General features: G+C 70.0%; 10 protein-coding genes. All 10 read left to right on the forward strand.

The genetic code is table 11. From position 1 onward, the window contains the following. A complete protein-coding gene (gene tssM / locus WS46_RS08300) occupies positions 1 to 3,630 on the forward strand; it encodes a type VI secretion system membrane subunit TssM (protein ID WP_059690088.1) in 3,630 nt (1,209 codons plus the stop codon). Beyond that, entirely contained in the window at positions 3,612 to 4,307 is a 696-nt protein-coding gene (gene tagF, locus WS46_RS08305) for a type VI secretion system-associated protein TagF (RefSeq protein WP_082725271.1), read from the forward strand. The genes tssM and tagF overlap by 19 nt, the downstream gene beginning before the upstream one ends. A 65-nt stretch (positions 4,308 to 4,372) precedes the next feature. After that, on the forward strand, positions 4,373 to 6,718 hold the full coding sequence (locus WS46_RS08310) for a serine/threonine-protein kinase (protein WP_059690090.1): 2,346 nt from the start codon (positions 4,373 to 4,375) through the stop codon (positions 6,716 to 6,718). Continuing rightward, the gene (gene tssA / locus WS46_RS08315) at positions 6,705 to 7,835 is read left to right on the forward strand and encodes a type VI secretion system protein TssA (protein WP_082725272.1); all 1,131 of its coding nucleotides are present in this window, start codon (positions 6,705 to 6,707) and stop codon (positions 7,833 to 7,835) included. The genes WS46_RS08310 and tssA overlap by 14 nt, the downstream gene beginning before the upstream one ends. 59 nt (positions 7,836 to 7,894) lie before the next feature. Beyond that, positions 7,895 to 8,449, forward strand: a complete 555-nt coding sequence (gene tssB / locus WS46_RS08320) for a type VI secretion system contractile sheath small subunit (RefSeq protein ID WP_059525499.1) — start codon at positions 7,895 to 7,897, stop codon at positions 8,447 to 8,449. Continuing rightward, positions 8,442 to 9,959: a type VI secretion system contractile sheath large subunit gene (gene tssC / locus WS46_RS08325; RefSeq protein ID WP_059690091.1), complete on the forward strand. Its 1,518-nt coding sequence runs from the start codon at positions 8,442 to 8,444 to the stop codon at positions 9,957 to 9,959. The genes tssB and tssC overlap by 8 nt, the downstream gene beginning before the upstream one ends. A gap of 59 nt (positions 9,960 to 10,018) precedes the next feature. Beyond that, entirely contained in the window at positions 10,019 to 10,510 is a 492-nt protein-coding gene (locus tag WS46_RS08330; RefSeq protein WP_059525502.1) for a type VI secretion system tube protein Hcp, read from the forward strand. 16 nt (positions 10,511 to 10,526) lie between these two features. After that, complete coding sequence (tssE, locus tag WS46_RS08335) at positions 10,527 to 11,075, forward strand: type VI secretion system baseplate subunit TssE (RefSeq protein ID WP_059690229.1); 549 nt, start codon at positions 10,527 to 10,529, stop codon at positions 11,073 to 11,075. 4 nt (positions 11,076 to 11,079) lie between these two features. Next, positions 11,080 to 12,951, forward strand: coding sequence for a type VI secretion system baseplate subunit TssF (tssF, locus tag WS46_RS08340; protein ID WP_059690092.1), 1,872 nt, complete (start codon positions 11,080 to 11,082; stop codon positions 12,949 to 12,951). After that, entirely contained in the window at positions 12,948 to 14,072 is a 1,125-nt protein-coding gene (gene tssG, locus WS46_RS08345; protein WP_059690093.1) for a type VI secretion system baseplate subunit TssG, read from the forward strand. Before tssF ends, tssG begins: the two co-directional genes overlap by 4 nt. Positions 14,073 to 14,081: the final 9 nt, after the last annotated feature.

Below are 14,081 nucleotides of genomic sequence, written 5' to 3' on the forward strand. Positions count from 1 at the left end.
ATGAACCAGGCTGTCGCGCGTTTCGTCCGGCCGTTGCCGTCGCGAGAGATCTGGACCTTCGCCGGTCTCGTCGTGCTCGCGTGTTTCGTGTGGCTCGCCGGGCCGCTGTTCGCGTTCGCCGAGATCCGCCCGCTCGAGAGCGGCTGGGCGCGCGCGGCGACGATCGCGGTGCTGTTCGCCGCGTGGGGCGCACGCGTGGCGTGGCGAAGCTGGCACGCAAGCCGCTTGAACGCGCAGTTGCTGAACCAGTTGCGCGAGGCCGCGCCCGGGCCGGCGAACGCCGACGATCCGGCCAAGGCCCAGCTCGACGAGCTGCGCAGCCGCTTCGACGAGGCCGCGGCGCTGCTGAAGAAGGTCCGCTTCGGGCAGGCGGACACCGCGCGCAAGGGGCTGGCGCGCTGGTTCGACCGGATGTCGCGCCAGTATCTGTACCAGTTGCCGTGGTACGTGTTCATCGGTGCGCCGGGCTCGGGCAAGACGACCGCGCTCGTCAATTCCGGGCTCAGTTTTCCGCTTGCCGAGCAGTTCGGCCGTGCCGCGATTCGCGGCGTGGGCGGCACCCGGCACTGCGACTGGTGGTTCACGAACGACGCGGTGCTGATCGACACGGCCGGCCGCTACACGACCCATGAAGGCAACCGCGCACTCGACGAAGCCGAGTGGAAAGGCTTCGTCGAGCTGCTGAAGAAGTACCGCACGCGCCAGCCGCTGAACGGCGCGATGCTGACGATCAGCGTCGCCGACCTGGTCGGCGCGTCGGAAGCCGAGCGCACGCAGCACGCGATGGTGCTGCGCAAGCGGCTGCTCGAGCTGCGCGCCCAGCTCGGCATCCGGTTTCCCGTCTACCTGCTCGTGACGAAGGCCGACCTGCTGGCCGGCTTCGCCGAGTATTTCGGCGGCTTCGGCCGCGCGGAATGCGCGCAGGTGTGGGGTTTCACGTTCCCGCTCGCGCAAAGCGAGGCGCCGGGCTTCGACCTGCGCGCCGCCTTCGACCGCGAATACCGGCTTCTGCACCAGCGGCTGAACGACGGGCTGCCCGAGCTGCTCGCGACACAGACCGACGCGCGCCAGCGCGAAATGGCGTATCTGCTGCCGCAGCAGGTCGCCGACCTGCAGGACATGCTCGGCCAGTTCGTCGCCGAAGTGTTTTCCGTGTCGAGCTTCGAGCCGATGCCGATGCTGCGCGGCGTGTACCTGACGAGCGGCACGCAGGAAGGCACCGCGTTCGACCGCGTGATGAGCGGTATCAAGCGCTTCCTGAAGATCGAGGGCGTGCCGCCGGTTGCCCAGGTCGGCTCGACCGGGCGCAGCTTCTTCTTGAAGTCGCTGCTGCAGGAGCACATCTTCCGCGAAGCCGCGCTCGCCGGCAGCGACCTGCGCTGGCATCAGAAGCGGCGCGTGTTGCAGATCGCCGGCTATGCGCTCCTCGCGCTCGCGAGCGTGGTCGTGCTGGCCGCCTGGTTGCGCAGCTATGCGAACAATCGCGCGTATCTCGACCGGATCGCGCAGCAGGTGCCCGCCGTGGATGCGCAGATCGCCGGCGCGAAGTTCTCGGATGCGGCCGACATCGCGCGGCTACTGCCAGTGCTCGATGCGCTCGGCGGGCTCGCGAATGCCGGCGGCGTCGACCGCTCGCATCCGCCGCTCGCGTACCGCTGGGGGCTGTTTCAAGGCGAGAAGATCGACGAGGCCGTCGACGCCGTGTACCGGCGCGCGCTCGACGACGTGCTGCTGCCGATCGCCGCGCGCCGGATGGAGGCCGCGCTGAGCGATGCGCGGCCGGACGAAACCGACTACGCGTATGCGGCGTTGAAGGCCTACCTGATGCTGTACGACAGCGCGCATTACGATCCCGCGTTCGTGCAGGCCGTCGTCGACCTGGAAATGGAGCGCTCGCTGCCGCCCGATTTCTCGCCGGCCGAACGCTCGGCGCTGCGCGCGCATCTCGCCGCGCTGTTCGGCAACCGGGTGGCCGTGTCGCCGTATCCGATGAACGAGCGGCTCGTGGCCGACGTGCGCGACCGGCTGCGGCAAGTGCCGTTCTCGCAGCGGCTGTATCGCCAGCTCACGCGCACGCTGCGGCCGGCGACGTCCGCATTCGATTTCAGCGTCGCGCGCGCGGTGGGGCCCGACGCGTCGCTCGTGTTCCGCCGCCAGAGCGGCAAGCCGCTGTCGGAAGGCGTGCCGGGCCTGTATACGCGCAACGGCTATCGGAACGTGTTCGCGCCGCGCCTCGCGGGCGAGGTCGACGCATACGGGCGCGAGGAGGTGTGGGTGCTGAATCTCGGGCTGTCCGAGATCCCCGGGCCGAACGACGCCGCCGCATGGGCGCGCGACATCCGCCAGTTGTACCTGAACGATTATCTGAAGATCTGGGACGACTATCTCGCCGACATCAAGCTGCAGCGCACGGCGACGCTCGCGCAGAGCATCCAGGTCGCGCGCGCGCTGTCGTCGGCGGATTCGCCGCTCACCCGGCTGATGATCGCGCTCGCGCGCGACACGGCGCTCGGCGATGCGCCGGGCGGCGCGCGCAATCTCGCGTCGCGCGCGCAGGACAAGGTCGACGAGGCGCGCAGTTCGCTGTCGCAGATCTTCGCGGGGCAGGGCGCGAGCGACGCGAATCCGTCAGCCGCGGCGCCCGCGAGCCCCGAGCAGGTGGTCGACAGCCACTTCGCCGGGCTGCGCGCGTTCGCGCCGGGCAGCGGCGACCAGGCGCAGGCGTTCGACGCGGTGCTGAAGTCGATCGACGCGCTCTATACGTACCTGACGGCCACCGACGATGCGCTGCGCAGCGGCGCGCAGCCGCCGCCGTCCGACGCGCCCGCGCGGCTGCGCGCGCAGGCCGGTCGGCTGCCCACGCCATTCCGTGAAGTGCTCGACGACCTGTCGAACGTCGCGAACGGCAGCGTCGCGACCGTCGAGCAGCGCAGCGTCGCGCAGCGGGCCGGCGCGAACGTCGGCGATTTCTGCCGGCAGGCGATCGCGGGCCGCTATCCGTTCGCGCGCGGATCGTCGCGCGACGTCGCACCGGCGGATTTCGCGCAGATGTTCGCGCCGGGCGGCCTGATGGACGACTTCTTCCAGAAGAACCTGCAGTCGATCGTCGATACGACGTCGCACCCGTGGCGTTTCGCGAACCGCAATGCGGACGCCGATCCGGCCGCCGCCGCGATGCTTTCGTCGTTCGAGAAGGCCGCGGTGATCCGCGACGTGTATTTCGGCGGCGGTGCACGCACGGCGCAACTGAAGGTGCAGATCCAGCCGCTCGAAATGGACCCGTCGCTCACGGAGATGGTGCTCGACGTCGACGGCCAGATCGTCCGTTATGCGCACGGCCCGCTCGTGCAGAGCGCGGTGGACTGGCCGGGCACGCGCGGCAGCAACCAGGTGCGCCTGCAGGTGTCGGGGCAGGCCGGCGCGACCGACGGCTTCACCACCAACGGGCCATGGGCGCTGCACCGGCTGTTCGACCGCGCGGCCGTGTCGGCCGGGCGCGGGTGGGACCAGATGGTCGCGCGCTTCACCGTCGACGGCAAACCGCTCGTGCTGCAGGTGAATGCGGGCAGTGTCCGCAATCCGTTCAGGCTGCCCCAGATGGAGTCCTTTATATGCCCTCCGAAGCAATGAGCCGCCTGCCGCCGCTCACGCGCGCCGACGGCGACGCCCCGGCCTGGTACGGAAAGATTCCCGGCGCCGGCGACTTCGTGAACAGCCGGCTGCCGCATGCGCTCGCGCAGTGGTGGGAACGCTGGCTTCAGCAGGGGATGGCCGCGATGCGCCAGCGCGGCCCGGACGAGATCGCGCGCCACTACACGGTCGCGCCGGTCTGGAATTTCCTGGTGCCGGCGGGCGCCGGCGCGTCGTGCGTGCAGGCAGGTTGTCTCGCGCCGAGCTGCGACCGCGTCGGGCGTTACTACCCGGTGATCGTCACGTTGCCGATGCCGGCGGCCGACTACTGGAACGGGCTGCCGGACGCCGCCGACGCGTTCTACTGGCAGATCGGCCATGCGTTGCTCGATGCGATCCGGCATGCGCGCGCGCCGGTCGACCTCGAAGAGACGCTCGACCGCGTGCGGCTCGCGCCGGGCGGCGGGCCGATGGCGGAAGTGGTCGACACGATCCCGGCGACGCTGCCCGAACGACCGGCGCTCGCCGCGTGGCCCGGGCTGTCCGGTTATTTCGATCCCCACGGCGGGACGAGCTTCTGGTGGACCAATCGCGCCGACGGCTCGCCGCTGCGCACGCATGCGCATACGGGTGCACTCGACAACGCGCTGTTCCTGACGCTGTTCGGCGGTAGCTGACGGTGCCGGTCGGCGGTCGGCGGCAGGCAACGCAGGCAATACGGATGCGGTATCGCGAGGTAGACATGAAGGACCCTTCATCGAGAGACAACGAGCACGACACGGCGACCCGCAGCGACGCGCCCGAATTCACGGTGCGGCCGCTGCCGCTCGGTCATCGCCTGGGCGAGCTGCAGCTCGACGAGGTTCTGGGCATCGGCGGTTTCGGCATCGTCTATCGCGCGTTCGACCGCACGTTGCGGCGCGCGGTCGCGATCAAGGAATACATGCCGTCGATGCTCGCGACGCGCGGCGGCGACTACACGGTGTCGCTGCGCTCCGAGCGGTTCGCCCAGGCGTTCGACGCGGGACGCGGCGCGTTCCTCAACGAGGCGCGCCTGCTCGCGCAATTCGACCATCCGGGGCTCGTGAAGGTGCTGCATTTCTGGGAGAGCCACGGCACCGCATACATGGTGATGCCGTTCTACGAGGGGCGCACGCTCAAGCAACTGCTCGACGGCGGTGCGCGGATGAGCGAGACGCAATTGCGCAACATCGTCGGCGCGCTGCTCGGCGCGCTCGACACGCTGCATCGCGCGCAGTGCTTCCATCGGGACGTCGCGCTCGACAACGTGTTGATCCGCCCGAACGGCAGCGCGATCCTGCTCGACTTCGGCGCGGCGCGCAAGCGAATCGGCGATCTCGTCGACGACGGCGCGATGATGATCAAGCCCGGCTACGCGCCGATCGAGCAGTACACCGACGACCCCGCGTTCAGCCAGGGGCCGTGGACCGATCTCTACGCGCTCGGCGCGGTGATGCACGCGTTGATCACCGGTGAACTGCCGCCCGCGGCCGTCGTGCGCAGCATCAAGGACACGTACCGGCCGCTCGCGTCGCGCGAGTTGCCGGCCGGCGAGGTGTACAGCCCGGCGTTCCTCGCGGCGATCGATCACGCGTTGCAGTTGCGGATCCCGGATCGGCCGGAGTCGGTCGCGGCGTTCGCGGCGGAACTCGGGTTGCGCGATCTCGACCGCACGGGCGGCGGGTATGGTGCGGCCGTTGTGCCGCCGGCCGCCGATGCCGGGGGCGGCGGAGCTGGGAAAGTGGCTTCCGGTGTTTCGGGGGCGGCTGCGGTGACGGGCGATGCAACACCGGATGTGCGGTCGTCGCAACCTGAGCGGGCTGAAGGCCCGACGAGCACTTCCGATACGCCGTCTACCGCGTCCGCCAGGGCTGGCGACAAGCCGAACGATGGCGGGCCTTTGGCGTCGACGGCGGCTGCGCAAGCCCTGGATTCATCGACTTCGCCCACGTCTGCAACTGCTTCGTCATCCGTATCGCAGGCGTTGTCGGCTTCCGCGAAAACCGGGCGATCCGACGGACGTGAAGGTGATGAGGGGCGTGCAAAGGAAGGGGCGAACGACGAGCGATCGGCTTCGACGCCTGAAGCGCATGACGATGCCGGCATGCGATCGGGAAGCGCCGGGGCGGACAGCGGGCAGGGCCGTGCAACGGATACAGGAAACCTGAACGGAACGGCAGTGCCGATTGCTGGCGCTGCTGGCGCTGCTGGCGCTGCTGGCGCTGCTGGCGCCTCCACATCCACGCCGTCGCCGGGTGCACCGCCTCCGATCCGCCCGCCGCGCCGCCCATCGTTCATCGCGGCGGGCAACCGGCGCACGAAGACCTACGTGGGTGGCGCGCTGGCAGCCCTGATCGTCGTTGGCATCGCCGCGACCTATCTGTCGCGTCCCGCGAAAGTCGCGGGCGAACCGGATGCGGGCGCAAGCCAGCCGCTGGCGGGCGTTGCGTCCTCGGGCGCGGCGTCGGACACGATGCTCGCGCAGCGCGGCCCGACGCCGATCGTCGTGCCGCCGTCGAGCCTGCCGGCCGGATCGTCCGCGCAGGTGCCGCCTCCCTCGCTGGCCGCCGCGCCGGCCAGCACGCCCGCTGCGGGGGCGGCCATTCCCGCGCCGCAGGTCGCGACGACCGCCACGGACATCGCCGGCGTCACGCCGTCGCAAGCCGGTTCGAGCGCGACCATCGCACCGGCCGGCAGCCTCGACACATCGGAGCGCGTCGTCAACGTGCCGCCGTCGGAGGCCGCTGCGCCGCCGTCGACCGCACCGGTGCCCGCGCCGGCGTCGCCATCGGAAGCGGCGACGGCCGTTGCCGCGATCAACGCGCCGGCCGTCGAGCAGCGCCCGCCGAAACAGGAGACCGTCCAGGTCCGTTTCAACGTGCGTCCGTGGGGCGACGTGTACGTGAACGGCGCACGGCGCGGCGCGAGCCCGCCGCTGCGCTCGGTGTCGCTGACACCGGGCGTCTATCAGATCGAGATCCGCAACGGCTCGCTGCCGCCGTTGCACCGCACCGTGGCGATCGACTTCGGCAGCAAACCGGTCAACATCGACTATGCATTCGAATGACGTCAGCCAGGCGGCGCTGGCTGCCGCCGCATTGTCCTCGCCGTCGCCCGGTTTGCCGGCCGCGACGCCGCGCGCCGAGTTGATCGGCCGGCTGCTGGCGGAGGTCTCGCCCGAAGCCCCGTGCGGTCCGAACCTCGAATACGACGCCGACTTCCTGCAGCTTCAGGAGCGGGCGACACCGCGCGCCGAGCAGCAATACGGCGACACCGTGATTCCGGCCGAGACGCCCGACTGGCGCGCGGTCGAGCGCCTTGCGCTCGCGCTGGGCGAGCGGACGAAGGACTTGCGTGTCGCCGCGTATCTCGCGCGCAGCTGGACCGAGCAGCACGGCATCCCGGGCTACGCGGACGGGCTCGCGGTCGTCGCCGGCCTGATCGGCCGCTGGTGGGACGACCTGCATCCGCGCCTCGACGCCGATGGCGAACCGGATCCGACATTGCGGATGAACGCGCTCGCCGATGTCGCCGGCGCGCACGAATGCGCGCGCGCGGCGCGGCGCCAGCCGCTGTTCGACGGCGGCCCGAGCGTGCGCGACGCCGAACGCGCGCTCGACGGCCGCGACGAAACAGGCGGCCCGGCCGCAGTCAGCCGCGACGGCCTGGTCGCCGCGCTGTCGACCGCAGGCGACGACGGCCGCGTGCCGATCGACGCGGTGCGCGCGGTGCTGGGTGCGCTGGACGCGATCCGCGCGCACGTCACGGACCGGCTCGGCAGCGAATGGTCGCCCGATGCGAGCGACACGGAAAAGGCGTTGCAACGCATCGTGCACGAAATGCCGGAGCCGGAGCCGGAGCCGATGCACGCGGCACGGCCGGCGGACGGTTCGATTCCGGCGGCGCCGGCCGCATCCGGCGCCGCGCACGCCGCGTCCACGCCGACCGCGTTGCCGAACGGGCAGGCCTGGCGCGATGCCGAGGTCGCGAGCCGCGACGACGTGCGGCTCGGCATCGACAAGATGTGCCGCTATTTCGAACTGCACGAGCCGAGCCACCCGGCGCCGCTGCTGCTGCGGCGTGCGCAGCGGCTGCTCGCGCTCGACTTCTACGAAATCATCCGGGATCTCGCTCCGGAGAGCCTGCCGAAGCTGGACCTGCTGAGCGGCGAGCGGAGCGAATGAGGCAAGCCGCCCGGCGGCGGCGACGTACACGCAATCTGATCGATGTGAAGGAGCGGACGATGACGGACAGAACCAAGGCGGCAGGCAGCGGACAGAAGTTCATCGCGCGCAATCGGGCGCCGCGCGTGCAGATCGAGTACGACGTCGAGACCTACGGCGCCGAGCGCAAGGTGCAGCTGCCGTTCGTGATGGGCGTCATCGCGGACCTGGCGGGCAAGCGTGCCGAGCCGCTGCCCGATTTACCGGAGCGCAAATTCCTCGAGATCGACGTCGACAACTTCGACGAACGGATGAAGTCGGTCGCGCCGCGCGTCGCGTTCCAGGTGCCCAACACGCTGACGGGCGAAGGGATGCTCAACGTCGACATGACGTTCGAGCAGATCGACGATTTCTCGCCGGCGGCGATCGCGCGCAACGTCGACGCGCTGCGCCGGCTGCTGGATGCGCGCACCGAGCTGTCGAACCTGCTGTCGTACATGGACGGCAAGCACGGCGCCGAGCAACTGATCGAGCGCGCGATCAACGATCCCGACCTGCTGAAGACGCTCGTGCGCGAACCGCGCGCCGACGCGCAGGCCGGCGACGCGACCCAACCGGAGGCCCGCGATGAATGACCCCGTCCAGTCCCGCGCAGAAACTCGCAACACCCGCGACGCCGCGCAGCCGGCCGTCGCGCACGGCGAGTTCGCCGCGCTGTTGCAGAAGGAGTTCAAGCCGAAGACCGCCGAGGCGCGCGAATCGGTCGAGCGCGCGGTGCGCACGCTCGCGCAGCAGGCGCTCGAACATACGGTCGGCATGACGACCGACGCATACGGCAGCGTGAAGCAGATCATCGCGGAGATCGACCGGAAGCTGTCCGAGCAGATCAACCAGATCCTGCATCACGACGAATTCCAGACGCTCGAAGGTGCATGGCGCGGCCTGCATTACCTCGTCACGCACACCGAGACCGACGAGCTGCTGAAGATCAAGGCCCTGCCGGCGTCGCGCAACGAGGTCGCGCGGATGCTCAAGCGCTACAAGGGCGTCGCGTGGGACCAGAGCCCGCTGTTCCGCAAGATCTACGAGGAGGAATACGGGCAGTTCGGCGGCGAGCCGTTCGGCTGCCTCGTCGGCGACTTCTACTTCAATCACAGCCCGCCGGACGTCGAGATGCTCGGCGAGCTGTCGAAGATCGCGGCGGCCGCGCACGCGCCGTTCATCGCGGGCGCGTCGCCGGAACTGATGCAGATGGATTCGTGGCAGGAGCTGTCGAACCCGCGCGACCTCACCAAGATCTTCCAGAACACCGAATACGCGGGCTGGCGCAGCCTGCGGCAGTCGGAGGATTCGCGCTACGTCGGCCTCGCGATGCCGCGTTTTCTCGCGCGGCTGCCGTATGGCGCGCGCACCAATCCCGTCGACGAATTCGACTTCGAGGAAGACACCGACGCCGCGAATCACGACCGCTACACGTGGGCAAACTCGGCTTACGCGATGGCCGCGAACATCAATCGCTCGTTCAAGTTGTACGGCTGGTGCTCGTCGATTCGCGGCGTCGAGTCGGGCGGGGCGGTCGAAGGGCTGCCGAGCCATACGTTCCCGACCGACGACGGCGGCGTCGACCAGAAATGCCCGACCGAGATCGCCATCAGCGACCGCCGCGAAGCCGAACTCGCGAAGAACGGCTTCATGCCGTTCGTGCACCGGAAGAACTCGGATTTCGCGGCGTTCATCGGCGCGCAGTCGCTGTACCAGCCGGCCGAGTATCACGACCCCGACGCGACCGCGAACGCGCGGTTGTCCGGCCGCCTGCCTTACCTGTTCGCGTGCTGCCGCTTCGCGCATTACCTGAAATGCATCGTGCGCGACAAGATCGGCTCGTTCCGCGAGCGCGACGACATGGAGCGCTGGCTCAACGACTGGATCATGAACTACGTCGACGGCGACCCCGTGAACTCGTCCCAGGAAACCAAGGCGCGCAAGCCGCTGGCGGCCGCGCAGGTGGTCGTCGACGAGGTCGAGGACAACCCCGGCTACTACACGTCGAAATTCTTCCTGCGACCGCATTACCAGCTCGAAGGGCTCACCGTATCGCTGCGGCTCATCTCGCGACTGCCTTCGGCGAAGGCGGCGAACGAGTGAGCGGCACGCGGCATTCGATACGGCATTCAACGTGATTTCGCACCGAAACGGAGACGGCAATGGGCGTGGCAATGTTTATGAAGGTGGACGGCGTGACCGGCGAATCGGCGGACGCGCAGCACAAGGGCTGGACCGACATCGAATCGTTCACGTGGGGCGCGAGCCAGCCGGGCGCGATGGCGAGCGGCAGCGGCGGCAACGCGGGCAAGGCGAGTTTCAACGATCTCGTCGTGGCCGCGTACATGGACAAGGGCGCGCCGGCAATCGTCAAGAACTGCGCGAGCGGCAAGCACTTGCCGAAGGTCGAGATCTCCGCGTGCAAGACCGGCGGCACGCAGGTCGAGTTCATGCGCGTGACGCTGCAGGAAGTGCTCGTCACGTCCGCGCAGGTCGCGGGCATCGACCCCGGCGACGCGGCCGACCGGCTGATGATGCACTACGGCTTCCAGGCCGCGAAGGTGAAGAAGCAGTACTGGCAGCAGAACGACAACGGCGGCAAGGGCGCCGAAGTGTCGGTCGGCTGGAACATCAAGGAAAACACCGAGATGTGACGGCGGAGCGATGACGATGGACGACCCGCAAGCCCACGCCGGCCGCCACGCCGGAGTGCGCGACCGGCTGCAGCCCGCGCTGCTCGACCGGCTGACCGACGACGCGCCGCAGCGCACGGCCGATCCGCCCGGCACGCAAGGCGTCGGCGCCGAGCGCCTGCGTGCGGCCGTGCTGCGCGATCTCGCGTGGCTGCTCAATACGCGCAATGCCGAGGACGGCTTCGTCGACTGGGCCGCATTCGCGTACGCGCAGGCCTCGGTGCTCAACTACGGGATGCGGCCGCTCGTCGGCAAGCCGATGTCGGGCGTCGAGCGGATGTCGGTCGAGGCGTCGATCCGCGACGCGATCGTGCGCTTCGAGCCACGCATCGCGCCGGACAGCGTCGAGGTCCGCAGCGTCGCCGATGCATCGGACGGGCGTGCCGGCGAACGGCGTCACAACGTGCTGCTGTTCGAGATTCGCGGCACGCTGTGGTCGATCCCGCATCCGGTCGAATTCGTGCTGCGCTCCGACCTCGATCTCGAGACGGGTGCGATGTCGCTGCGGTCGGCGGCGGGAAACTGACACGATGGATACGCGCCTGCTCGACTACTACAACCGCGAACTCGCGTACCTGCGCGAGCTCGGCGACGAATTCGCGCAGCAGTTTCCGAAGGTCGCCGCGCGGCTGCGGCTCACCGAATCCGGGCCGCCCGATCCGTACGTCGAACGGCTGCTCGAAGGCTTCAGTTTTCTCACCGCGCGCGTGCAGCTGAAGATGGACGCCGAGTTTCCGCGCTTCACGCAGGCGCTGCTGGACGCGGTGTATCCGGGCTATCTCGCGCCATTGCCGTCGATGGCGATCGTGCGGTTCGCGCCGATGCTCAACGAAGGCAGCCTCGCACAGGGCTGGCGGCTGCCGGCCGGCACCGCGCTGCGCGCGCGGCCCGCCGCGTCCGAGCAGACCGCATGTGAATTCCGTACCGCGCACGACCTGACGCTGTGGCCGCTCGAGCTGACCGATGCGGCCGTCACCGGCGCGCCGTCGTGGCTGCCGCGCGGCGCCGTGCCTGCGCGCCAGGACGTGCGCGGCGCGCTGCGCATCCGGCTCAAGGCGCGTGGCGGCGCCAGGCTGTCGCAACTGCCGCTCGAGCGGCTGACCTTTCATCTCGCGGGCTCGGAACGCGACGCGCTGCACCTGCTCGAACTGATCGCCGCGCATGCGCTCGGCGCTGTCTGCCACGACCCGGGGCAGCCGCCGCGCTGGCTGCATACGCTCGACGCCGATGCGATCGTCCATGAGGGCTTCGATCCGGCGCAGGCGATCCTGCCCGACGACGGGCGCAGTTTCCACGGCTACCGGCTGCTGCGCGAGTATTTCGCGTTTCCGGCGCGCTTCCTGTTCTTCAGTATCGGCGGGCTGCGCGCCGCGCTCGCGCGCGCCACCGGCGACGAATGCGAGCTGACCGTGCTGTTCGATCGCCACGACGCCGCGCTCGAAGCGGCCGTCGATGCGCGACATCTGGCGCTGAACTGCACACCGGCCGTGAACCTGTTCGCACGTCGCGGCGACCGGATCCTGTTGCAGCCGGGCGCGCGCGAGCATCATGTCGTCGTCGACCGCAGCCGGCCGCTCGATCACGAGGTCTATGCCGTGCAGCGGCTCGCGAGCGAGCAGCGCGACGATGGCCAGTCGCGCGAATTCCGGCCGTTTCATGCGTCGTTCGCGCGCGACGACGGCAACTACGGCGCGTACTACACGGTACGGCGCGAGCCTCGACTGGTGTCCGCGCAGGCACGCGCGAACGGCACGCGCACAGGCTACGTCGGCAGCGAAACCTACGTGTCGCTCGTCGACAGCCAGTGCGCGCCGTACGACGAGACGATGCGCTATCTGTCCGTCGACACGCTGTGCACGAACCGCGACCTCGCGCTGCTGCTGCCGCCGGGCGATGCGAACGCGTTCACGCTGCGCATTTCGGCGCCCGTCGAGCGCATCGTCGCGATTCGCGGCCCGTCCCGCCCGCGCCCGCCGATCGCCGACGCGCAGACGGCCTGGCGGCTCGTCCGTCATCTCGGGCTCGCCCGGCAAACGCTGACCGATCTCGACGACGACGAGGGCGCACATGCACTACGCGAGCTGCTCGGCCTGCACGCCGACCCGGCCGATGCCGCGATGCGCCGGCAGATCGACGGCGTGCGGCGCGTCGCGTTCTCGCCGGTGTTCCGGCGGCTGCCGGCGCTCGGCCCGCTGATGTTCGGACGCGGCGTGCAGGTCGACGTGACCGTCGACGATCATGCGTTTTCCGGCGACAGCCCGTTCCTGCTCGGCGCGGTGCTCGAACAGTTCTTCGCGCGGCATGTTTCGATCAATGCGTTCGCCGAATGCGTGCTGACCAGCGTGCAACGCGGCACGCTCGCGCACTGGCCCGCGCGCATCGGCCGGCGGCCCGCGATATGAAGCACGGCACGCCACCCGGCGCTCGATCGGCCGTCGAATCCGCCCGCCGCGATGCGTGGTGGGCGCGACTGCGCGCCGCGCCGCATGGCTACGACCTGTTCCAGGCGTTGCGCTGGCTCGATGCGCTGTCGTCCGGCCGCGCACCGCTCGGCCATGCCGCGCGGCCGCGCGACGAACCGGTGCGGCTCGGGCAACAGCCGTCGCTCGCGTTCGCGGCGTCGATGGTGGCCGGCGCATACGATGGCGACGGCGGCGCCACGCGGCCGCGCATCGCGATCCACGGTTTTGGGTTGTTCGGGCCGAACGGTCCGCTGCCGACCCACCTGACCGAATACGCGCACGAGCGCGCGGCCCAGCACGACGACCCGACGTTCGCCGCATTCGCGGACCTGTTTCATCACCGGCTGATCCTGCTGTTCTACCGTGCATGGGCCGACGCGCAACCGACGGCGAGCCTCGATCGTCCCGGGCGCGCACGGTTCGACGCGTATGTCGCGAGCCTCATCGGGCGCGCCGCGCATGACGACAGGCCGGCCGCGCAGGCCGATGCGGAACGCACGGCCGCCGACACGCTCGCGCCGCATGCGCTTTATTTCCACGCGGGTCATCTCGTGCGGCACACGCGCAACCCGGAAGGGCTCGTGCAGATCCTGAGCAGCCATTTCGGCGTCGATGCGCGCATCGTCGAGCACGTGCCGCGCTGGGTCGCGATCGAGCGCACGCAGCGCTGCGTGATCCGTGCGACGCGGCCGACCCTGCGCGTCGGCGGCGTCGCGCTCGGCATCGCGGTGCGCGACGCGCAGTCCCATTTCCGGATCGTGCTCGGGCCGCTGTCGCTCGACGCATACCGGCGCTTCCTGCCGGGCGGCCCGCACGCGCGGCAGCTCGCGCACTGGGTGCGCGAATACGTCGGCATCGAGTTCGACTGGGACGTCCAGCTCGAACTGGCGGCCGACGCGGTGCCCGCGATCGCGCTCGGCGCGCCGCAGGGCCTCGGCCGTACTGCGTGGCTCGGGCAGCGGCTCGACGCGGGGCCCGCCCGCGATCTCGTCGTCCGTTACGACGCGCGCCGTGGCGGGCCGCCGCGCACCGGCGCCGTCCCTCATCGCGAAACCGCCTAAACGGGAACC

The organism is Burkholderia sp. RF4-BP95 (assembly GCF_001521985.1).
GTDB classification, from domain to species: domain Bacteria; phylum Pseudomonadota; class Gammaproteobacteria; order Burkholderiales; family Burkholderiaceae; genus Burkholderia; species Burkholderia diffusa.